This is a genomic window from Thermaerobacillus caldiproteolyticus (assembly GCF_013761245.1).
GTDB classification, from domain to species: domain Bacteria; phylum Bacillota; class Bacilli; order Bacillales; family Anoxybacillaceae; genus Thermaerobacillus; species Thermaerobacillus caldiproteolyticus.
Genome location: NZ_JACDUT010000015.1, coordinates 37,487 through 58,777, shown reverse-complemented (window position 1 = coordinate 58,777; position 21,291 = coordinate 37,487). Strand labels below are relative to the sequence as shown.

At 40.6% G+C, this 21,291-nt stretch carries 19 protein-coding genes and 1 riboswitch; of the genes, 13 read left to right on the top strand and 6 right to left on the bottom strand.

Annotated elements, in window-relative coordinates:
• Positions 1–354: 354 nt before the first annotated feature.
• A complete protein-coding gene (locus HNR31_RS16805; protein ID WP_181557341.1) occupies positions 355–1,161 on the bottom strand; it encodes a MerR family transcriptional regulator in 807 nt (268 codons plus the stop codon).
• 645 nt (positions 1,162–1,806) lie between these two features.
• Between HNR31_RS16805 and HNR31_RS16800 the strand changes: the two genes are divergently transcribed.
• The 6 genes from HNR31_RS16800 (at position 1,807) to HNR31_RS16775 (ending at position 7,676) form a co-directional block, all read left to right on the top strand.
• Positions 1,807–2,283: a GNAT family N-acetyltransferase gene (locus tag HNR31_RS16800; RefSeq protein ID WP_181557340.1), complete on the top strand. Its 477-nt coding sequence runs from the start codon at positions 1,807–1,809 to the stop codon at positions 2,281–2,283.
• A 799-nt stretch (positions 2,284–3,082) separates the two neighbouring features.
• Positions 3,083–3,595: a PepSY-associated TM helix domain-containing protein gene (locus tag HNR31_RS16795; protein WP_181557339.1), complete on the top strand. Its 513-nt coding sequence runs from the start codon at positions 3,083–3,085 to the stop codon at positions 3,593–3,595.
• Positions 3,596–3,712: 117 nt separating this feature from the next.
• Positions 3,713–4,936 carry a S1C family serine protease gene (locus tag HNR31_RS16790; RefSeq protein WP_181557338.1) on the top strand — a complete coding sequence of 408 codons (1,224 nt, stop codon included), beginning with the start codon at positions 3,713–3,715 and terminating at the stop codon, positions 4,934–4,936.
• A gap of 840 nt (positions 4,937–5,776) precedes the next feature.
• Positions 5,777–6,127, top strand: coding sequence for a DUF962 domain-containing protein (locus HNR31_RS16785; RefSeq protein ID WP_181557337.1), 351 nt, complete (start codon positions 5,777–5,779; stop codon positions 6,125–6,127).
• On the top strand, positions 6,102–7,148 hold the full coding sequence (locus HNR31_RS16780) for a class I SAM-dependent methyltransferase (protein WP_181557336.1): 1,047 nt from the start codon (positions 6,102–6,104) through the stop codon (positions 7,146–7,148). The genes HNR31_RS16785 and HNR31_RS16780 overlap by 26 nt, the downstream gene beginning before the upstream one ends.
• Positions 7,149–7,271: 123 nt before the next feature.
• Positions 7,272–7,676, top strand: a complete 405-nt coding sequence (locus HNR31_RS16775; RefSeq protein WP_181557335.1) for an RDD family protein — start codon at positions 7,272–7,274, stop codon at positions 7,674–7,676.
• Positions 7,677–8,000: 324 nt separating this feature from the next.
• Here HNR31_RS16775 and HNR31_RS16770 read toward each other — a convergent pair whose 3' ends face one another.
• A complete protein-coding gene (locus HNR31_RS16770; RefSeq protein WP_181557334.1) occupies positions 8,001–8,228 on the bottom strand; it encodes a hypothetical protein in 228 nt (75 codons plus the stop codon).
• A gap of 75 nt (positions 8,229–8,303) precedes the next feature.
• On the opposite strand from HNR31_RS16770, the gene HNR31_RS16765 reads away from it, so the two are divergent.
• The 3 genes from HNR31_RS16765 to HNR31_RS16755 all read left to right on the top strand — a co-directional run bounded on the left by HNR31_RS16765 (position 8,304) and on the right by HNR31_RS16755 (position 12,305).
• A complete protein-coding gene (locus HNR31_RS16765; protein ID WP_181557333.1) occupies positions 8,304–9,401 on the top strand; it encodes a nitric oxide synthase oxygenase in 1,098 nt (365 codons plus the stop codon).
• A gap of 277 nt (positions 9,402–9,678) precedes the next feature.
• Positions 9,679–11,805 (top strand): PAS domain-containing sensor histidine kinase, encoded by a 2,127-nt coding sequence (locus HNR31_RS16760; RefSeq protein ID WP_181557332.1) that lies wholly within the window; start codon positions 9,679–9,681, stop codon positions 11,803–11,805.
• Between the two features lie 74 nt (positions 11,806–11,879).
• On the top strand, positions 11,880–12,305 hold the full coding sequence (locus HNR31_RS16755; RefSeq protein WP_181557331.1) for a DUF2935 domain-containing protein: 426 nt from the start codon (positions 11,880–11,882) through the stop codon (positions 12,303–12,305).
• 32 nt (positions 12,306–12,337) lie between these two features.
• Here the strand turns inward: HNR31_RS16755 and HNR31_RS16750 are convergent, their stop codons facing one another.
• Complete coding sequence (locus HNR31_RS16750) at positions 12,338–13,204, bottom strand: NAD(P)-dependent oxidoreductase (RefSeq protein WP_181557330.1); 867 nt, start codon at positions 13,202–13,204, stop codon at positions 12,338–12,340.
• A gap of 198 nt (positions 13,205–13,402) precedes the next feature.
• On the opposite strand from HNR31_RS16750, the gene HNR31_RS16745 reads away from it, so the two are divergent.
• Together HNR31_RS16745 and thiC are read left to right on the top strand one after the other, a co-directional pair.
• Positions 13,403–14,656: a methyl-accepting chemotaxis protein gene (locus tag HNR31_RS16745; RefSeq protein ID WP_181557329.1), complete on the top strand. Its 1,254-nt coding sequence runs from the start codon at positions 13,403–13,405 to the stop codon at positions 14,654–14,656.
• A 207-nt stretch (positions 14,657–14,863) separates the two neighbouring features.
• Positions 14,864–14,978: riboswitch (TPP riboswitch) on the top strand.
• A gap of 145 nt (positions 14,979–15,123) precedes the next feature.
• Entirely contained in the window at positions 15,124–16,845 is a 1,722-nt protein-coding gene (thiC, locus tag HNR31_RS16740; RefSeq protein ID WP_181557328.1) for a phosphomethylpyrimidine synthase ThiC, read from the top strand.
• A gap of 252 nt (positions 16,846–17,097) precedes the next feature.
• Here the strand turns inward: thiC and HNR31_RS16735 are convergent, their stop codons facing one another.
• Positions 17,098–18,261 (bottom strand): MFS transporter, encoded by a 1,164-nt coding sequence (locus tag HNR31_RS16735; RefSeq protein ID WP_181557327.1) that lies wholly within the window; start codon positions 18,259–18,261, stop codon positions 17,098–17,100.
• A 16-nt stretch (positions 18,262–18,277) separates the two neighbouring features.
• Positions 18,278–18,697, bottom strand: coding sequence for a MerR family transcriptional regulator (locus tag HNR31_RS16730; RefSeq protein WP_181557326.1), 420 nt, complete (start codon positions 18,695–18,697; stop codon positions 18,278–18,280).
• A 145-nt stretch (positions 18,698–18,842) separates the two neighbouring features.
• On the opposite strand from HNR31_RS16730, the gene HNR31_RS16725 reads away from it, so the two are divergent.
• Both HNR31_RS16725 and HNR31_RS16720 read left to right on the top strand, forming a co-directional pair.
• Entirely contained in the window at positions 18,843–19,208 is a 366-nt protein-coding gene (locus HNR31_RS16725; RefSeq protein ID WP_309505742.1) for a YhgE/Pip family protein, read from the top strand.
• A gap of 60 nt (positions 19,209–19,268) precedes the next feature.
• Complete coding sequence (locus HNR31_RS16720; protein ID WP_181557324.1) at positions 19,269–20,765, top strand: YhgE/Pip domain-containing protein; 1,497 nt, start codon at positions 19,269–19,271, stop codon at positions 20,763–20,765.
• A gap of 45 nt (positions 20,766–20,810) precedes the next feature.
• Here the strand turns inward: HNR31_RS16720 and HNR31_RS16715 are convergent, their stop codons facing one another.
• Positions 20,811–21,287 (bottom strand): (2Fe-2S)-binding protein, encoded by a 477-nt coding sequence (locus HNR31_RS16715; protein WP_181557323.1) that lies wholly within the window; start codon positions 21,285–21,287, stop codon positions 20,811–20,813.
• Between the last annotated feature and the right edge of the window lie 4 nt (positions 21,288–21,291).

The window sequence follows — 21,291 nt, the reverse complement described above, 5'->3', positions numbered from 1 at the left end:
GTTGGAAGAAATTCAAAGTTCTTAGGTATATAAAAAAATAACGAGGGGGTGACTCCATGCTCGAAATTGTTAATCGGCTGTGTTGCCTCGCTTGTTCAGAGGTCGTTGTAAAGTTATCAATACCATCATCCATCAAAAGTGTTACTATAAATTCCTAAAGCATCAACTTCCTATTAAAAAAGTGAGGGGGTGTTTAGGAATGCTGCTGAAATATCCGTTTTTTATTTGGATATTCGGATGAAATGATGGAACAGGATTTATATTGGACAAAATTCCACCATTTAATTTTTCTTGGACTGTGGCTTTTCGTCAGTTGAATAAAAAGTCTTGATAATTTCGTTATTCAAGATTTGTTTATCCAATTTTATTCTTGTGATATATGATGCAAGCCTCCTTTATAAACTCTCTTTCATTAGCTGGAATTGTATAAATCTTAGGTTTCTCTCGATCTGGTAAGGAGTTAAAATTTTCCCAAGTCTTTTTCATCCCTTCCTTAATATCTGGGTCGTCTTGTGAGCGACGATGAATCATCTCCATTAAAAATTTTGCAAGTTCCTGCGCTTCTGGACTATCAGGACTGGCCCCTTCTTTAACAAGTTTTGTCAATGATTCTCTAAATAATTGATATTGATTTATATGTTGTTTGTGGTCCTCTTCTGTCCAACCTTTAGCAGCTAATTTTTGTAACGCTTCTTTCGAATATGATTGTTTTACCAATTTTCTCATGGTCTTTCGTTCTTCAGTAGTGAGATATTGGTTGACCCATTCAGGTTTCATTTGTATCACTTGGATCGTATTTATAATGGAGTCGTAATCCATTTTATTTGACATTAAAGCATTTTCTACGTTTTCAATTGCTTCAATTATTTTTTCGATTTGAGTAATCTTCCCTTTCATCATTGCTTTCTGCTGTGTTAATCTTTTTTGCAAATGTTTAGCATCAGCTTTAAGAAAATCTTTAATTTCTTTTAGAGAAAACCCCAGAAACTTTAGAGATAGAATATATTGAAGTTGAATCAGAGCTTCATCTGTATAAAGTCGATAACCTGATTGATTATACTTAGGGACTAACAACCCTAATTTATCGTAATAGCGCAGCGTTCTCACTGAAACAGAAGCCTTTCGAGCAAACTCGGTAATACGGTAAAAATTTCGATCCAAGCTGTTCCCTCCTTTCTATCTAAAGGATAAAGGGTGACGTAATGTCATGGTCAAATAGTTTTTATAAAAGTTCTTTCCTATTCAATCAACCTACCAGATAGTGTGACAAGAAACTAATACCTTTAACCATGTAAATACACTTTCTGCTATAAAATCTGAATGCTGTTTTTTATTATTTTTGTTATATTTCGCGAAAAAGCCAGAAATATTATTACATAGTCAGGGCAGGGGGAATTTTTGTGTTGTTAAAAACCCTGACAAGATTATTGTCAGAATATTGAAACATAATATACTCTAAAAATAGTTGCATGCACAAAAGTCCTCCATTCATAGCGTTAAAGGTGGCAAGGGTGGGAATTGATTTGAGTTCCATGTGGCATGAAGAGCTTGACTATCCTGATATGACTCTCATCTTCAGAAATGGACATCACGTCTTTGGGTACGTTTGAAAGCTTGAAGGCTGTTCTATCGCCCATCCATGGTGATTCGTAATTTGCAGAGCTTTTCTCACATTCATCCGCTCCTCGTCTTTTTGTTAGGCGCAGTATAGACAGAAGGCTTGCATCTTTACACATGTTGAGAAATCAAATTGGGCTTATATTAGAATGAAAAACTTTAAAGGAGAGTTTTAGGAGAGGAAGTTAGATGAATTTTGTCATTCGGCTGTCAAATCCGGAGGATGCTTACTTAGTTCATCAAGTTATGATATCAGCTTTTGAGGAATATAGAAACATTGATGTTCCTTCAAGTGCACTTAATGAAACGGTATACTCGATACAAGAGGCAATCAAAAACGGCTCCGAAAAAGCCTTACTTTGTTTTGTTGATGGTCTTGCACTCGGTTCTGTCAGATTTAAAACTGACGAAAATACGCTTTATTTTTCTCGTCTATCTGTTTGCCCCCAGGCAAGAGGGAAAGGGATCGCGAAAACGATGCTAAAATGGCTTGAGAACTACGCACAAAAGCATGGAAAATCAGAAGTGTGGTGCAGAGTTCGCATGTCCCTTCCGCAAAATATACAGTTGTATCAATCAGTTGGATACACGGTTTATAAAGAAGAAGAAGTGATAAATCTTAACGGTTTTCCAGTAAAAACAGTAATTATGAAAAAAGAAGTTTAAAAGAAAGGAAATTCCGCCATAAGTGTTCCGTATGGAACCGATGCTCTATGGCTCTTACATCAAATTGGTACAACATCGAACCATTATTCGTATTTTCAAACTAAATCAAAGCCTAGAATAAGCTTGTCCTTCACGATCATAAAGGACAATTAGAATTACAATGAAACCTCCTCCTGTCACAGTGATGACAGGAGGAGGTTTTTAAAAGCGCTAGTTTACTTCTGAGAATTTGATGTACGTTATTTTTGCAATAGCTTCTTGAAAAAGGGAATGTCACCGCCTGGATTATAGCCACAAGCATTTGATCTAATGTTAACTCATGCAAGCCTATCTTTTAATCGCTCCGCATTTAGAACAAGGTACACCAACGGAAAGATTAATCGATAGAGAGAAATCTGTCAACGAAATTATTCTCTGTATTGACAATAAACAAATTGGAGGAATTAAAGAAAAGAAGCGAAACGCTCGAAATGAGCCTCAGACTTACCGTTTCTAGGTCTATGATAAAGTACAAAAAGAAATTGCCGAAGTTCACGACATCGATGCCTGTCCTCATTGAAACTGGAGATGAAGCATCGGTTTTTTTCGGCCTATAGGCAAGACAACGTGTTCATGATTTCGAAAATCATATGGAATATTGTATAACCAAGAAACGTTTGAATATGTCAAAAGTCGATCGACAAGTACGGAGTTGAGCCAATACCTGTGATATAAGCCTTTTACGCTTTTTTTATTTTTCACCATATTTTCACTTTTTTTCTTTATAATCCTACCTGAGATCGGACAAGGAGGAACGAATATGAAAAAGATGAGACAAGCGCATTTATGGATTGGATTAATTACATCTATTTTGTTGTTGATACAAGCTGTTACCGGGTTACTGTTGACAGAGCCATGGCTGATCGGACAGCAGTCGAGGGAGAGGTCGGCGTTTATGCAAAATATGGAGCAAGGTCAACTTCCAGCAAGCAGTACTCAACAAGGGCACTCTTCGCCAAGCACCACTCAAGAAGGTTCAGCTTCAGCAGGTACTATGGCACAACAAAACGGTTCATCAGGCATTGGTTTAGAGCAAGGAAGACTCGGACCGAGAGAAGGATTTCATGGAGAAGAGGGAAGTAATTCATTAGCCGGCATCATCCGTGGGCTCCATGAAGGACGGTTAGGAACAATAGATATTACATGGGCGATTGATATTGCTGCTATTAGTATGATTTTCTTAACGCTATCGGGTATTTATTTATCTGTAAAGCTGTTGCTGGCACAAAGAAGAAGTCGAAAGAAACGGACTTTGAATGTAGCGGAAGGGTAATAACAAATTTATTTATGGAAAAAAAGTGTAAGAAAAGTCATCTTGCGCTTTTTATTTTTCACCGTTCTTGTTTAGAATGAGGGACAAATAAAACGAATGAGAAAGGGGATCTGTGAGATGGACATACAGCCATATGAAATGAATCATCAACCGAAAAAGCGGAGCTTTTTCCCATCGTTGTTTGCATCTGTTACAGGAGCTGTGTTAGGAAGTATTGCTACTCTTTATTTAGCTCCTATTCTAGGGATTCATGGAATCACTCCATCTACTCAAAGTGTTGAAAATAAGAAAACAGCAGTTGTCGAACAAAGTGCCACTTCTAACAACACGTTGCCGCTTCAACCAACTTCAAGCAGCTCAAACAGCATGATCAATGCGATTGAAAACGTAACGGAAGCGGTCGTGGGAGTGGTAAATATTCAGCAACAAACGAATTTTTATTCAAATTATTCTCAAGATCAAGAAGCAGGCACAGGTTCAGGGGTTATTTTTAAAAAATCCGGAAATGATGCTTATATTGTGACGAATAACCATGTCATTGAAGGGGCCAATAAGGTGGAAGTATCTCTTGCGAATGGGGAAAGAGTGACAGCAGATATCGTCGGTACTGATCCATTAACCGACTTAGCTGTATTAAAAATCAATGGTCAGCATGTAAAAAAGGTAGCAAGTTTTGGGGATTCATCGAAACTTCGGATTGGGGAGCAAGTAGCGGCGATTGGGAATCCACTAGGACTAGATTTATCAAGAACTGTGACGGAAGGAATTGTTAGCGGAAAGCGAACAATTTCTGTTTCCACTTCAGCGGGAGAATGGGACTTAAACGTGATCCAAACCGATGCCGCAATTAACCCGGGAAACAGCGGCGGAGCGCTCATTAATAGCGCTGGGCAAGTTGTCGGCATTAATAGTCTCAAAATTTCGGAAGAAGGTGTGGAAGGATTAGGATTTGCGATTCCAAGTCAAGACGTCAAGCCGATTGTTGAAGAGTTATTACAATACGGAAAAGTGAAGCGGCCATATCTTGGAGTAGGATTGCAAGATGTAAGCGATTTTCCGTCAACGATTCGACTCGAGCAGTTGAACTTGCCAAAAGATGTAACGGAAGGGGTCGTTATTACGGCTGTGGAGCCTTCTTCTCCTGCGGCAGAAGCCGGACTTCAAGCAAAAGATGTGATTATAGCGGTTGATGGTACAAAAATAGATAGCGTTAGTACATTGAGAAAGTACCTATATACGCAAACCAAAGTCGGAGAGCAAGTCAACATAGAACTTTTGCGTGATGGGAAAAAAATCAATGTGTCTCTTAAGCTAAGCGAACGAGGGGAGAGCCAGCAGTAGTTATGGACAGACGTCCTAGCTAAAAAACGTGCCTGTCATCGTTACAATGACAGGCACTAAAGGTAACTCTCTCTCATGAAAGGAACGCTATAGTCAAGATTACACGGGACCCCTCTTTCTTTGCTTTTTCATTTCGAAAGAAGGATAAAATCCCGAAAGAGATTGGGTTAAGAAGAGAATACTGTTACATATAAGCGGTTAAATGCGGCATCAGATCAAATCATTGCATTCGGAATCATGTCTATTTTTCTATTGGATATCGGTAATATTTTTTGACTCTGCTAACTTAGGAATCTGTTTGATGAAGATTGTGGTGCAATGCTGATATACTGTAGTTTTCTTATAATTCTCTGCCTGCCTTTTGGATCGATAAAACTCTAAGCCAAGCAGAGAATAAGGGAGTGTGGCTGTAAATTCATTAGTTATAAGTTATAATCAACAAGGAAAAAAGGGCTAGTTTCTTTAAATAGATATTTACACGTAACAAGCAATCGTAATTTTTGAATACCCCTATATTATTGGAAAGCAAGTATTGCTTCCGGGGAGGCTTAGGCATGGGTATTGTGGTGAACCATGCCCCTGACGAAAAGGACCGAGAGAAAATAACAAAATAGCATATAAATTTGGCAAACAGCGGCATAGCTTTTAGCACCGAATAGAAAGCCGCTGTTTTATTTTTCATTTCTGTTTTGAAATTAAGTAAAAACAGGCAGGAACACAATGATGTCTGTACTGTTAAAGAGAAAAGCAAAATATAATGGAAGGGGAAAGGAATTTAGATATGAATGATGGAACGATAAATGAAAGCGTTTTATTTTTTGGGGGTGGAGGGAGAGAGCGATGGAATTTAAAGATTACGAGGAGTTTTGGCCGTTTTATTTGTTGCAGCACAGTAAAAGAGCGACAAGAGTATGGCATTTCATAGGTACAAGCTTTGTGTTTGTCTTTGTTTTGCTTACAATTGTAACACTTCATGTCTGGTGGCTGCTTGCGGCTCCGTTCGCCGCCTACTCATTTGCTTGGTTTAGCCACTTTTTTATCGAAAGAAACAAACCTGCCACGTTTGGTCATCCGCTTTGGTCACTCCGCGCTGATTTTCGCATGTATCGGCTGATGCTGTTTGGGCAATTGCAAAAAGAATTGGAGATGGTAAGGGGGCAATATTATGGAAATTCTTCAGTCGAACACTGACCACTATTTTTATTCCGAGGACGATTTTGGAAGGACAGAATTAACTCCCAGTTACCGCGTTGATTTGCGTAATCCAATGAACGAGCATCTAGACAAGTTTATTAACGCCAACCTTGTGTCTGATTGGTCGCAGCTGACGTGGAAGGAAGTCGGAAAGCCATATGAGGTGAAAACAGTGGCGAAAGAAAAACGCGAATGGGAAAACGAAAACGGGCCAATGTCTGTGAAAAAGTCGTGGGAATTTTTTAACCGTTCGTTCCATGAATGGTTTGTAAAAGATGTGCCAAAAGAGATATCTAAAGCAAAACAGAAGGCATGGCGCTATTTATCTCGCTTTCAAATGAGCGAAGTGAAAAAGGCATTGGGAGAAACGTTGCGCCTTTCGCTATGGAATTATGCGCACCGGATCGAAGACGGAATTTGGGATCCGAGAGGAAAGCGGGCGCTTTTTGAAGGACTTGATGTGAATCGGCCCCGCATACTTTTTTTAGGAGCAGCAGAAGGATACGAAGCGATGCAGCTATATGCGATGTATCCCGGTGGAGAAGTGGTTCTTGTTGATTATGATGAATTTTGCCGTACCGACCGCTTTGGGACATTTCCGGAAAGCTATCCGTTTTTAGGGACGAATCCAGCGACAGGTCAGCCGAAAGTATGGTATAAGGATCAGATGAACATCCATTATATTGTTGACGATATTCGTAACTTACCATTTGGTAAAGAATTTGATATTGTCATTAGCGTCGGGTTGCTGGAGCATTTTCCTGATGAGCATAAACCCGAAGTGTTAGATTGGCACAGAAGGTTTCTAAAACCGGGCGGATATGTGATTATGACGACTCCTCGTTATCAATTAAAATCACTGCTTTTCTATAAAATTATGGCTGATGTCATGAACCATACGTACCGTGAGCTCATGGATATTCGGCAAATGGGATTGTATGTCTATGAAGGCGGCTTTGAAATTTTACGGCACGGTTTTATTAAAGTGCACAACGGAATCGTCGCCCGACCAAGATAAGTGGTTGTCAATATCGGAAGAAGCCGGTATGATAGGATTAAATGATCTTCCATGAATCAGGAATATTGGTAATGAATACATTGGTAGAAAGAGTTCAATGACTTCAGAGGGAGGCTATACATCATGGTGACAAAACCGGCTGGATTTTGGAAAAGGTTTCTTGCGTCTATTTTAGATGGCATCATTATTGGTATTCCTTTAGCATTGATTAGTTATTGGATTACAGGGGATTGGGAAGGAGACGCTTTTACATCCATTGTAAATGTCTTATATTTTTGGATTGTTCCTGTTGTCTGGTCCGGGTATACAGTTGGAAAGAAAATGATCGGTATTCGTATTGTGAAAGTGAATGGGGAGAAGCTAGGATTTGGCGCGATGTTTTTGCGTTCGATTGTTGCATCCATTATTTACGGAATTACTTTCGGTCTTGCCCTTATTGTAAGTGCGATTATGGTAGCGGCTCGTGAAGACAAACGTGCTATTCACGATTTCATCGCAGGGACATATGTGACCACAGAGCAGCCATAATCACAAACATCCATCGTTTTGTCTAGACAGATGTCGAGCAAGCGATGGATGTTTTTTATTTCTACAAAACTTATTCTAAATAAATTCTGGATAAGGATGGCTTAAAAACTCGTGATGTGAGATGTCCCATCCGTATGCACCCGCACACTGAAAAAGGATGACATCACCAACACGGAGATGGGAACAATGTATCCCGGGCTAAAACGTTGTTTGGAGTACACAGCTCGCCAGCGAATGTGACACATTCTTCTTGAATCGCAGAACGTTCAAATGGGTAGTCCCATGATCAATCGATATAATGGAACAAGGGTGATTCATTTTCCACTAGGCAGGCAAGCGTAAATGGTGAGTCCCGCCGCGGAGAATCACAAAATACCTTCCATGATTTTTCTCGATATCTAACACTTCGGTAGCATAATAGCCATCATGAGACACAATGTATCGCCCTAGTTCAAAGATGAAGGCCACGGAGAAAATCGATGTAGGAGCATAATGAAATAATAGATCTAAAGTCGATACGCCCATCAGCGTGTCGCTTTTTATTTTGTTCAAACACAGTGATTTTTCCGTAGTCAGCTCTATGGTAAGATAAAAAAGTACAAAAATACAGTGGGAATTGAGGGAGTCATGTTGAGAAATCAAGAATGGTTGTGGAACGAAGCGGAGCGATTTATTCATTTGTGCTATCAAGAGTTAGGTAAAAACGAAGCAGAAGTGGAATCGCGCTTGCAGGAAATTCAACAAGAAATCCGTCGTACCGGCACGTATACCCATACATATGAGGAACTCCAACATGGAGCGAGAATGGCATGGCGCAACAGCAACCGTTGCATTGGCCGCTTGTTTTGGCAAACGTTGCACGTATTTGACGCCAGACATTTAGAGAAAGAGGAAGATGTCGTCCAAAGTTTATTTCATCATATCGAGTTTGCCACGAACGGAGGGAAAATACGTCCAGCAATTACGGTGTTTAAACCAGCTGAAAAAGGCATGGAAAATGTGCGGATTTGGAATCATCAGCTGCTTCGTTACGCTGGTTATGAAACGGAAACCGGCGTTATTGGCGATTCTTCCTCGATTTCTTTTACAAAAGCATGTGAACGAATGGGATGGAAAGGAGAAAGAACCCATTTTGACATTCTGCCTTTGGTCATTCAAGTGAAGGGAAAGGAACCGAAATGGTTTCACATCCCGAAGGATATAATTTTAGAAGTTCCGATCGAACATCCTGAATTCCCTTGGTTTAAAGATTTACAGTTAAAGTGGTATGCCGTTCCCATTATTTCGGATATGAGTCTGGAAATCGGTGGCATTCGCTATACGGCAGCTCCATTTAACGGATGGTATATGGAAACAGAAATTGGTGCCCGAAATTTTGCTGATGATTACCGATACAATATGCTTCCGAAAATCGCTTCTTGCATGGGACTAGACATGAGCATGAACTCGACGCTCTGGAAAGATAAAGCGTTAATCGAGTTAAACATCGCTGTTTTATATTCTTATAAAAAAGCGGGCGTCAGCATTGTCGATCACCACACGGCAGCGCAGCAGTTTAAGTTATTCGAGCAAAAAGAACAACAAGATGGCCGCCATGTAACAGGAGACTGGACATGGTTGATACCGCCTGTCTCCCCGGCGACCACCCATATTTTCCATAAAAATTATGACAATACGACCGTGACGCCAAATTATTTTTACCAAAGTCGACCTTATGAACCGTGATATTCTCATGTTATAAATGTCTGTCACCGCTTGAGTTTGAAAAAATTTGCGAAGTAACAGTGGATTGAAAGAGTTGAATTGTGAAGTCGAAGTTAGGTATACTTTTGGATATAAAAGATTGTCATCTGAAAGATGTGATGGAAGTGATTTCGAAGTTAGGCATATTTTTAGATATAAGGTAGGGTGCCCCTTTCTCTTAGATTTTTTGTTAAATCAGAGAATGCCCTACCTTTTTTCTTTTCGTGTTCTATTTATGAATGAGTTAAGGAGTAGCAATATGAAATGGTTTAAATCACAGATTTTTTGGAAAATCTATATCATTAATCTAGCCATTATCTGTACACTTTTAGGCTTAATGTTTATTGTATCACGTATCATATTACCGGAAATTTCAAAGGAACAATATCGGCAAGTTACTGATAAAACGGTTTTGCGCATGAAAGATCAGATTTCTCTTATTGCCAAAGACCTTCAAAGTCTTGAGAATTACGTTCAGTCGAATGAAAATTTTAAGTCGAATGATTTTAATCAACTTTCTAGGGGGTTAGCGAATATCATTGATATTTCCCCTTATATTGATAGTGGTACGGTTCTGGATACAAATGGATATGTACGAGCTTTTTATCCGAATGACTTGAAACATTTGAAAAATTATAACCTAAGCAAACGGGAATATTTTCAGCAAGCACTCAAAACACAAAAAATTTATTTAAGCAATGTAGTTTCCGCGGATACAGGCCGATATTTGCTCGTTGTTTCAATTCCGGTCGTAAACGATCATAAAGAAGTCGAGCGAATAGTCAATTTATCGTTACGTATTGAAAATAATGAAATTTTTCAATCTATATTTCAAAGTTTTAAGATCGGGGAAAATGGGTATACGTTTATTGTTGATAGAAACGGAAAAATTATTTCTCATCCATCAAAAGAACGAATCGGGAAAGATGTAAGTCAAAATCCTATTGTAAAGAAGCTGTTAAAAAAGCAATCGGGGTATCAAGAAGTTACGAATACAAACGGGATTACTATGCTTGCTTCATTTGAGTATATCCCGATTTTAGATTGGGGAGTAGTAGCGCAAATACCGGCTGATGAAATTTATGAACCATATTTTGCATTTCAAAAATCATTATGGACGATTTCGCTTGTTGCCTTTATTGTTTTATCTATTCTTACTGCTTTATATGCACGGCAAATTATTCATCCAATCCGCAGATTATATCTTGCTGTAGATCAAGTGGCGAAAGGAGATTATAATCAACGGATAGAGAAAATTGACAATACAGAAATCGGAAAACTATCCAGTCGCTTCAATGAAATGATTCAGTATATTCGCCAGTCGAAAACGAATTTGCAGCTTAAAGAAGAACAACTGAAAGAACAGAAGGAATTTCTTCGTAAAATTATCGATATGAACCCAAGTTATATATATGCCATCGATAAGGAAGGGAATTTCACCCTTGTAAACGAATCGTTCGCTAAGCTTTTAGGAACAGAAACACAGCATCTTCTTGGCAAAAAGATCGATGATTTTCAGTTTAATATAGAATCTAATCCAGTTAGTGTGTGGGAAGAAATAGAGAAAATGAAGGAACGAATCGTTCTTGAAGAAGAGTTCAAAGATCAGGAAGGAAAGACTAGATGGGTAGAAACAGTGAGACTACCTATTTTCTCTCCAAATGAGGGAACCGATCAAATCTTATTTGTTTCTACTGATATCACAGAGCGCAAACAAGCGGAAGAATTATTGCGGAAATCAGAAAAGCTTGCGGTTGTGGGGGAGCTGGCTGCAGGAGTGGCCCATGAGATTCGAAATCCATTGACCTCTATCAATGGTTTTATGCATCTGCTAAAAGAAGAATGTGAAACACATAAACATTATTTTGAAATTATGGAATCGGAGTTGGAGAGAATTAACTTTATTGTTAACGAATTTTTGATGCTAGGGAAACCACAGGTGATGAATTTTCAGCGGAAGGATGTTTCTGTTCTTTTGAAAGATGTGATGACCTTGCTTGACGCACAGGCGATTTTAAATAATGTTAAAATGATTTCGGAATTTGAACCGAATCTTCCGCTACTTTATTGTGATGAAAATCAATTAAAACAGGTATTCATTAATATTATTAAAAATGCCATTGAGGCGATGACAAACGGTGGAGAGATTAAAGTTCAGGCGAAGGTGCAAGATAGTTGTCTTGTCATTCGCTTTATAGATCAAGGGTGCGGGATACCTAAAGACAGAATATCAAAGTTAGGAGAACCTTTTTACAGTACGAAGGAAAAGGGAACAGGTTTAGGATTAATGGTAAGTTATAAGATTATCGAAGCACATAACGGAAGTATTAAAATCGAAAGTGAAGTTGGTCAAGGAACTACTGTGGATATTATTTTTCCAATTTGAAAGTTATGGGAAATCATATCTTTTCCATCCTCCCCATATATTGAAATGAGAAGCGCAAGCGGGGAGATGGGATTATGCAGTTTTATTATGGTCAGCAAATGCCGCTTCGGATCTTGGATGAAGCTGAATTTTGGAAACATCAAGAAGAAGAACATACCGTTGTAATCCGCGAGCTTGTAGCAGGATTAGAAGAGCCGTATGTGGAAACACTTAAGAAATGGGAAGAAGTTCTTTCTGCGACACATCAACAAGTTGTGCGCTATATTGAATCGGTCACTCGTGCCGGATATTATTTGCCTGATCAGCTCTGTAATCAAGTGTTGCAATTAGTGTCTTATTGTTTGCAGCAAAGCTTAGAATTTATCAAACTATGCCAACAGTTAAAAAACGAGAGTGCTGCTGTGAGTAAAAATCCGACCGCGAAAGTTGTGCTTAATCACATTATTCGTGAATCGGAATATTTTGTCGGTATTGCTCAAGTGTTGCTATATAGTAAGTAAAAGTAAATGCCTATCCTTGTTACGATAGGCATTTACTGATGTTTATGCGATAAGAATTGATAAATGGCGGAGAAATCTTTCTGATGGAATCCGTACTGTTTTGCCAAACCGTAAAGTTCTTTTGCAGCATTGACAAGTGGCAAAGAAACGTTATTTTCATAGGCAGCTTGTGAGATTAGTTGCAAGTCTTTTTGCATATGTTCAAGCGGAAACTCTGTGGCGAAATCGTTGCGAATAATTTTTTCTTTTTTCCCTTGTAGAAATGGCGCGGCACTCGGATTGTTTAAAAGTGTATTCACGACCGTTTCCTTATTGAGATCGAGCGCTTCACCGAGCGTGACAGCTTCAGCAAAAGCAGCCATAGACTCAGCAAGCAAGAGGTTGACGACGAGTTTCATTGCTGTTCCAGTTCCATTTGCTCCAAGATGGTAAATGGCTTTTCCCATCGCATTCAAAAGCGGTCTCACTTCTTCTACATCTTCTTGTTTTCCTCCGACAAAAAAGATGAGCTCTCCTTTTTCAGCGGGAATTTTTGAGCCTGAGACAGGAGCATCAAGAAAGCGGATGCCTCGTTGTTCTGCTTCTTTTGCCATTGCTCTCGTAAAAGAAGGGGGGACGGTGCTGCAGTCGATCCAAATCGCTCCTTTTGAAAGGGGATGAAGAAATCCATCTTCCCCGAGTGCGATAACCTCTACAGCGTTCGGGTGAGTCAACATGGTGAATACTATTTTTGCCTGATGCGCGACATCTTTTGGTGAGCCGGCCCATGTAGCGCCTTTTTCTAGTAGGCGTGTTGCTTTTTCTTTCGTCCGATTATAAACAATCAGTTCATAGCCTTTATCTAATAAGTTTTCTGCCATCCTGCTTCCCATAATACCTAAACCGATAAACCCGATCATCTATATCCCTTCTTTCGTTTTCGTTTATTATAGTTGTAAAACAAAAGATCTCTTATTGTCAAATATTGTTCTTGGCTGTTGTTTTTTATATTTATTGGTTCTCTATGTATTTATGATAAAAAACGTCGTTCCCATCTAAAAAAAGGAAATGTTATAATTATATATAAATTTTCAATTCATTGAAAGGTGAGGGGAAATATGTCAGTACATAGCTATGTCATTCGTACACTGTTTGTTGTCATTCCGAGTACTGCTCTTGTTGGTTTAGGAATATGTATGGCAAACGGAATAGCCGGTTCAGCGTTTTGGTGGACGATGGTCGGCACAATACTGCTTGGCGCTATCATTGGTATTTTATCAGCTATCTTAAACTATCGGCGCTTTATTGCTCCAATTTCGGTGATTAATCACTACTTGGAAAAGATGACAGAGGGGGATTTATCAACGCGTGTTCCTGTTGACGAGGTGAGAGAATTAAAGCCGATTGCCGTTTGCATGAATGAGATGGTAGAAACATGGCAAGCGGTCATCTCCAACATCAAGCGTCATTCCGATGACATGTCGTTATTTTCTGACCAGTTGACTCATATTGCCGAGCAGACAACAAAAGCGACAGAGCAAATTGCATCAACGATGGAAACGATTGCTTTAAGCTCTGAACAACAAGTCAAAACGGCACAGGAAACATCGATTTCAATGAACGGTATTTCAGGAACACTTACCCAAGTGTCAGCCAATACGCAGCATGTATCGATGAATGCAAATAAAACGTTTGCGAAAGCCAAAGCAGGGAGACAATCCATTGAGCAAATGGAAGAGCAAATGCAGTTTATTTATGAGCATGTTCAATCACTTGGACAAGTTGTCAAAGGGCTTGGAGAACGTTCCAATGAAATCGGTCAAATTACGCAAGTGATTACAGGAATCGCTTCACAAACAAATTTGCTCGCATTGAATGCGGCCATTGAAGCAGCGAGAGCAGGAGAACAAGGAAAAGGATTTGCGGTAGTAGCCGATGAAGTGAGAAAACTAGCAGAGCAATCGGCTCAGTCAGCTCAACAAATCTCACAACTCATTAGTGATATTCAAGAAGAGACAGAAAAGGCCATCGATTCTATGGAGACGGTCGTTAACGAGGTTTCACAAGGGATTCATGCCGTTCAAACGGCAGGTCTTTCTTTTGAACAAATTCGGGAATCTATTAACGGTGTTAATGAACAAATTGAACAAGTGTCTGCAGCCATTCAGCAAATGACGGAGAGCGCTCAGCATGTTGCTGCTTCAATTCAGAGTATTACCGCAATTGTCGAACAGTCGTCCACAGGCTCAGCCAACATTTCCGCTGCTACAGAGGAGCAAATGGCGTCAATGGAGGAAATTGCCTCATCCGCCTCCTCTTTAAGCAAGATGGCAGAAGAAATGCAGTCTCTATTGCAGCAATTTAAAGTATAAGCGCTATTATTGATTTTAAGTGCTTTCAAATTCAAATAAAGCATGGTAACTTCCTACAGGGCAGGACTTTCCCTGAATGCGTCTCATCGTATCGGATGTGAGCTCAAAGTTGTTCAGGAGAATGAAACGAACAGAACCAAAGTATAAAAAGCATTTACACCCATAAAAATATGTGTTAATATTTAGAAAAATGAATATGATTCATTGCTTATCTACTAGGGGAGTCCAATAGCTTGGACTGAGAGAAGAACGCGCTTAAGTTCTTTGACCCTTTGAACCTGATCTGGGTTATGCCAGCGTAGGGAAGTAGATAGTGGGAGTATTGTTGTATACTTGCGCTATTTGTCATTCCGTCGGGTTCTCTTGTTGGAGAGAACCCGATTTTTATTTCTTCGTCTTCTCCCTCCTATCGTCCACACGTTTTGGTGTAACTTCAGGTCAAAAAACGAAAGAGGAGGAGAAGTTACATGCCAAACATTTTATCCCTCATGCAGTTTCCTGCAAGTAAAAAGGTGTATGTCGAAGGTTCTCGGCCGGATATTCGTGTTCCGATGAGAGAAATTGCATTAAGTTCTACGAAAACAGAGGAAGGAACGTTTGAAAACCAACCTGTCCGAGTATATGACACAAGCGGACCTTACACCGATCCCCATTTTCAGCCTGACATTCATAAAGGATTACCAGAATTGCGTAAACGTTGGATTTTGGAACGAGGAGATGTGGAAGAATACGAGGGGCGTCAAGTAAAACCGGAAGATAACGGACTTCGCAGTGGAAACCAATCAGACATCGTTCTTCCATTTCATCGAAGACCACTTCGTGCGAAAAAAGGACGAACGGTCACGCAAATGCATTATGCCAAACAAGGAATCATTACTCCAGAGATGGAGTTTATTGCAATTCGTGAAAATATGGACCCTGAACTCATTCGCCAGGAAGTCGCAGCAGGAAGAGCGATTCTCCCTTCTAATATTAATCATCCTGAAAGTGAGCCGATGATTATTGGACGTCAATTTCATGTGAAAATTAATGCAAACATCGGCAACTCCGCTGTAACATCATCCATTGAAGAGGAAGTCGAGAAAATGCTTTGGGCGATTCGCTGGGGAGCCGATACGATTATGGATTTGTCAACAGGAAAGCATATTCATGCGACAAGAGAGTTTATTATCCGCAACTCACCGGTTCCGGTTGGGACAGTTCCGATTTATCAAGCGCTTGAAAAAGTGAACGGCATTGTGGAGGAACTAACGTGGGAAATATACCGTGATACGTTAATCGAACAAGCTGAACAAGGAGTGGACTATTTTACGATCCATGCCGGGGTATTGCTTCGTTACATCCCAATGACGGTCAATCGTACAACAGGGATTGTATCTCGCGGTGGTTCGATTATGGCACAGTGGTGTTTAGCCCACCATCAAGAAAACTTTTTGTACACACATTTTGAAGAAATTTGCGAAATTTTAAAAGCATACGATATTGCTATTTCTCTTGGAGACGGATTACGACCTGGTTCGATTGCTGATGCGAATGACGAAGCGCAATTTGCCGAGCTGGAGACGCTTGGAGAATTGACGGAGATTGCGTGGAAGCATGATGTGCAAGTAATGATCGAAGGTCCGGGCCACGTGCCGATGCATAAAATTAAAGAAAATGTTGAGAAACAAATCGAAATTTGCAAAGGTGCTCCTTTTTACACATTGGGACCGCTCACAACAGATGTTGCTCCGGGATACGATCATATTACTTCCGCAATCGGTGCAGCGATGATTGGCTGGTACGGAACGGCAATGCTTTGTTATGTGACGCCGAAAGAACATTTAGGATTGCCGAATAAAGAAGATGTGCGCCAAGGGGTTATTGCCTATAAAATTGCAGCACATGCGGCTGATTTGGCGAAAGGTCATCCGGGAGCACAAATGCGCGATGATGCATTATCGAAAGCGCGCTTTGAGTTTCGATGGAACGACCAATTTAACCTTTCTCTCGATCCGGAACGGGCACGGGAATATCATGATGAAACATTGCCAGCTGAAGGAGCGAAAGTGGCTCACTTCTGTTCGATGTGCGGACCGAAGTTTTGCTCGATGAAAATTTCTCACGATTTGCAAAAAGTGGTCAAAGAAGAAGGAATGAAACAAAAAGCGAAGGAGTTTGTGGAAAATGGGGCAACCCTTTACCAATAATGAAGATGTAGCGGCGTTAAAGCAGGAAATCCTTCAGCTAAAAGAACGGATCACTCAATTAGAACAACAAATTTCCGACATTCAACAAAAGTGCCGACACGTTTTTTTCGAAACGCCCGTCATGCGAAAGTGTGTTAGGTGTCATTATGTAGAAAGCCTATATTATTAGAAAAACGGGGGTGACCCACAAGATGGGCCAGCCCCGTTTAGTTTACTTTACTTATATAGTGTTTGTTTAAGGAAAGAAAGCCATTAGCTTGTTTGTGAGAGAGGATGTTGTTGTTGTTTTTTTCCAAACAACAGAAATAAAAAGGCGATTAGTGCTAGTACCATCGCTACGATGAATGGCGCTTTGCTGGAAAAAGCGTGTCCGATCACCCCTGATAAGACTGGAGCAATCGCTGCTCCCATCCAGCGTACGAAATTGTATGTTCCGGAAGTAATGCCGCGTTCATATGGCGATACTTCCATAACATAACTTGTGAATAACGCATTATTTAATCCAGACGCTAATCCCGATAAGATAATGCAAATGACTAATACCCACATGTTATTTGCGACAAATAAAAGAAGCAAAAAGATGGCAAATATAAAGAGGCTATATGGCAAAAGTTGTTTTGGTGTATACGTTTTTTCTAAGCGATGTGATAAAATTGCAGAGCCGTAAGCAAGGCAAAGCCCCCAACCAAAAAAGACGAGACCGATTTGAATGGCCGATAGCTGCATAATTAATGGCGAATATGCTAACACGACAAAAAAGCCATAATAGTACAACATGGCGCCAATAGCCCCTTTAATAAATGGAGGGAATGATAAAAGTCGGCCCATTTCTTTGATGCTAGCAGTTTTTCTTGTTACTTTTTTGCTTGGATCATAGACGAAGAATGACACGAGTAAAAGCGCTGCAAAAATTAATATGCTTGTCGCAAGAAACGGATATCTCCATGAATGCTGGCCGAGAATGCCGCCAACAAGAGGCCCGCCCGCCATACCGAGACCAATGGCTGCTTCATAAAGACCGACCGCTGTTTGCACTTGGGGAGTAAGCGCAATTAATAACGTCATTGCTGTTGCGAAAAACATTGAATTTCCAAGCCCCCATCCGGCTCGGAAGACAGAAAGTTGCGGAATGCTGTTGGATAAACCGCATAATAATGAAAAAACGGTGACGATGGCTAGTCCTGTTACCATCATCTTTTTATCTCCAAGACGGCTCACGAACATTCCGGATGGAATCATCATAATTGCCATTGTAAAAATATAAGCGGTAAATAGCATTTCGACTTGCCAGTGGGTCGCACCGATGCTTTCAGCGATCATCGGTAAAATTGGATCGACAATCCCGATTCCCATAAACGCTAAAAATGCCGCAAATACCGTTATCCAGCGGGCGCGCGTTTGTTTCCCTTCGTCCATATTTTCTTCCTCTCCTTTATTGCTCTTCTAAAATGGCTTGAATTTTTTCGTGAAGCTGTTTAAGTTCTTTCTTCCACTCAAGCATTTTTTTCATTTTTTGTTCGAGCATGTCGATTTGCTCACGAACTCCTGCTGCGATTTCTTTTAGCTCTTGTTGTTTTTGCTCTTTATCGGTTGCGTTTCGATAATCGCGGTGGTGGGCTTCAATTGTTTCTTTTAATGTTAAAAATTGTTGTAGTTCCTGCAAGGAAAATCCTAATACTTCTCTAGCAGCAATCACCTTTTTTAAGCGTTCAATATCCTCTTCCGTATATAGCCTTGTGCCTTTTTCACTTCGTTCAGGCGGCTTAATGAGCCCAATTTCTTCATAATAGCGAATCGTCCGTTTCGTGAGGCCGGTTTCTTTCGCGACATCATCAATTTTAAATTGCTTCATCATTTTTCCTCTCACTTTATTTTATTAAAGAGCTTTTATAAATATAACATTAACGTTAATGTTACATTTTGTCAATGATACGTTGCATGTAACGATATGGAAGCGGATATTCTAACTGGGGAACAATTGATTTAATGGAAGGAAGATCGCGTTAGCATCATGGCTTATTGATGAATGGAAAAGCATTGTTCAACGTCCCAAACGACTTATTGTGTTGATTGGGATTTTATTTATCCCGATTTTATACAGCGGAACATATCTTTGGGCATTTTGGGATCCGTACGGCCATTTGGAACGATTGCCTGTGGCGGTTGTCAATGAGGACCGTCCTGCTACATATAAAGGAACAACGTATGCCATTGGAGATGAGTTAGTCGACGAATTAAAAAAGATCAAAGTTTTGAGTGGCATTTTGTTGACCGAAAGCAAGCAGAAAAAGGATTGCAAAATAATGAATTTTATTTTGAGGTACTCATTCCGAGCAACTTTTCCAAGCGTGCGACAATGTTAATGGCACAGAAGCCGACACCGTTAGAGTTGTATTACAAATCGAATGAAGGGTTTAACTATCTTGCTTCGCTCAATCGGACAAACGAGTGTCGAGAAAATTCGCCAACAATTAGCGTCGACATTAACAGAAAAATATACGGCGGCTATTTTTGCACAAATAAACGAATTAGGAAAAGAATTGGCTCAAGCAAGCGAAGGTTCTGAGAAAATTAGTGATGGATTGGCGAACATATCTTCTGGAACAGGGGAACTTATCGCAGGAATGAAGGAACAACAAGGGAGGATTGCACGATTTTCAAGCGGTGCTGCTGAGTTGGAAAGCGGGGCAGCAAAGCTATCTCAAGGGGCGATCCAGCTTCATAACGGAATGACGGCTGTCAATGAAGGGATACAAACTCTCAAAGAAAGAACTGTGCAGCTCTCTGCTCGTTCGAGTGAGTTCGTAAGCGGTATGAATCAGCTATCATTCGGCGCAGCTCGACTGCATGAAATGATGCAAGCTTATGGGCAGCAGCATCCGGAATTGCAACAAGACTCTGCGTTTATGCAAATGACAGAGATCAGCGATCAAATGAATAGAGGTATGCAAAAAGTCACCTCGGCTGCTGAAACGCTTAGGGACGGAATGAAACAGATCAGTGATAGCACGCAACAGTTGGCGGAAGGAACGAAGACGGTACATGCGAAACTTGGTGAGCTGGCTGCTGGGGAAAAAACGCTCCATGATTCGATGAGCGCGCTTGCAGATGGGGCTCGTAGTGTGACGAATGGGTGGGATAATGTGACAAATCATCTTGTAGCGTTAAAAAAAGGAGAAGATGAATTATTATCAGGGAGCTATGAGCTAACTAAAAAGTTGGCAGATGGGGCGAAACGAGTGCAGCATATTCACGCTGGACAGCCGATGTATCAGATGATGGCCAATCCTGTTCGCTTGAAGGAGCAGCCGGTCCATGCTGTACCGAACTATGGGACGGGAATGGCGCCTTATTTTCTCTCGATTAGCTTATATGTCGGAGCATTATTGCTTACGACGGTATATTCGCTTCGCGAAACGGAGCATGCTCCGCCTCATGCGCTTGCATGGTTTTTATCAAAATTTGTGATTTTAGTGCTTATTTCTTTGGGACAAAGCGTGATAATGGTTGTCTTGTTGACTCATATTGTTGGATTACAACCGCTTTATACTTGGCAGATGTACTTGTTTTCGCTTTTTGCTAGTTTAGCCTATATGGCGATTGTTCAGTGTCTTGTGACTGTAGCTGATAATGTGGGGCGCTTTATCGGGATTGTGTTGCTTGTTTTGCAATTAACAGCAAGCTCTGGCACGTATCCGGTAGAACTCGTGCCGCAGCTTTTACAAGACGTTCGTTCCTTGTTGCCGATGACATATACAGTAGAGGGATTTCGTGTCATTATTTCCACAGGAGATTTTGCTCTTTTACGAAACGACATCATTATTTTAGGTGGATTTATGATTATGGCGATCGTGTTCACGTATGGGTGGATGTGGCTGCAACAAAAGAGGAATGTTTCATCGTTGCCTGCGTTATCATGAAAACGTCTCCCGCTTACGAGCGGTCGTGCTCATAAGCGAAAGACGCTAATCATTTCGATGCTTTTTTAGTAAAACGGATTTGACAGCTTGCTCGATTTCCCGGTAACTCGTACAACGGCAAATATTTGATTCGAGCCATTCTTGAATGACGTCGTCGCTGGCATCAGGATATTTTTCGGTTAAGGCGTGGGCGTTCATAATAAACCCGGGGGTGCAATAGCCGCATTGAAACGCAAAATGCTCGACAAATGCTTGCTGAATCGGTGAATGTTTTAGCCCTTCAATGGTCGTAATTGTTTTTCCGACGGTTTCAATCGCGAGCATCATGCACGATTTAATTGGGCCGCCATCTATCAACACGGTACAAGCTCCGCAATCTCCGTTTAAGCAGCCGGGTTTGGCTCCTGTGAGACGAAGTTTGTTGCGGAGAACAAATAACAATGTGTCGGCTGGTCGCGCGATGACAGAGTGTGCTTCTCCATTTACCGTTAGAAGCATTTCGCATTGTTGTGTTGTTGCCATTCGT

Coding starts and splice junctions, on each gene's coding strand:
- HNR31_RS16790 (WP_181557338.1), top strand. CDS start 3,713: ATGGACATACAGCCATATGAAATGAATCATCAACCGAAAAAGCGGAGC.
- HNR31_RS16775 (WP_181557335.1), top strand. CDS start 7,272: ATGGTGACAAAACCGGCTGGATTTTGGAAAAGGTTTCTTGCGTCTATT.
- HNR31_RS16795 (WP_181557339.1), top strand. CDS start 3,083: ATGAAAAAGATGAGACAAGCGCATTTATGGATTGGATTAATTACATCT.
- HNR31_RS16765 (WP_181557333.1), top strand. CDS start 8,304: ATGTTGAGAAATCAAGAATGGTTGTGGAACGAAGCGGAGCGATTTATT.
- HNR31_RS16715 (WP_181557323.1), bottom strand. CDS start 21,287: ATGGCAACAACACAACAATGCGAAATGCTTCTAACGGTAAATGGAGAA.
- HNR31_RS16800 (WP_181557340.1), top strand. CDS start 1,807: ATGAATTTTGTCATTCGGCTGTCAAATCCGGAGGATGCTTACTTAGTT.
- HNR31_RS16745 (WP_181557329.1), top strand. CDS start 13,403: ATGTCAGTACATAGCTATGTCATTCGTACACTGTTTGTTGTCATTCCG.
- thiC (WP_181557328.1), top strand. CDS start 15,124: ATGCCAAACATTTTATCCCTCATGCAGTTTCCTGCAAGTAAAAAGGTG.
- HNR31_RS16780 (WP_181557336.1), top strand. CDS start 6,102: ATGGAAATTCTTCAGTCGAACACTGACCACTATTTTTATTCCGAGGAC.
- HNR31_RS16760 (WP_181557332.1), top strand. CDS start 9,679: ATGAAATGGTTTAAATCACAGATTTTTTGGAAAATCTATATCATTAAT.
- HNR31_RS16735 (WP_181557327.1), bottom strand. CDS start 18,261: ATGGACGAAGGGAAACAAACGCGCGCCCGCTGGATAACGGTATTTGCG.
- HNR31_RS16785 (WP_181557337.1), top strand. CDS start 5,777: ATGGAATTTAAAGATTACGAGGAGTTTTGGCCGTTTTATTTGTTGCAG.
- HNR31_RS16755 (WP_181557331.1), top strand. CDS start 11,880: ATGCAGTTTTATTATGGTCAGCAAATGCCGCTTCGGATCTTGGATGAA.
- HNR31_RS16750 (WP_181557330.1), bottom strand. CDS start 13,204: ATGATCGGGTTTATCGGTTTAGGTATTATGGGAAGCAGGATGGCAGAA.
- HNR31_RS16730 (WP_181557326.1), bottom strand. CDS start 18,697: ATGAAGCAATTTAAAATTGATGATGTCGCGAAAGAAACCGGCCTCACG.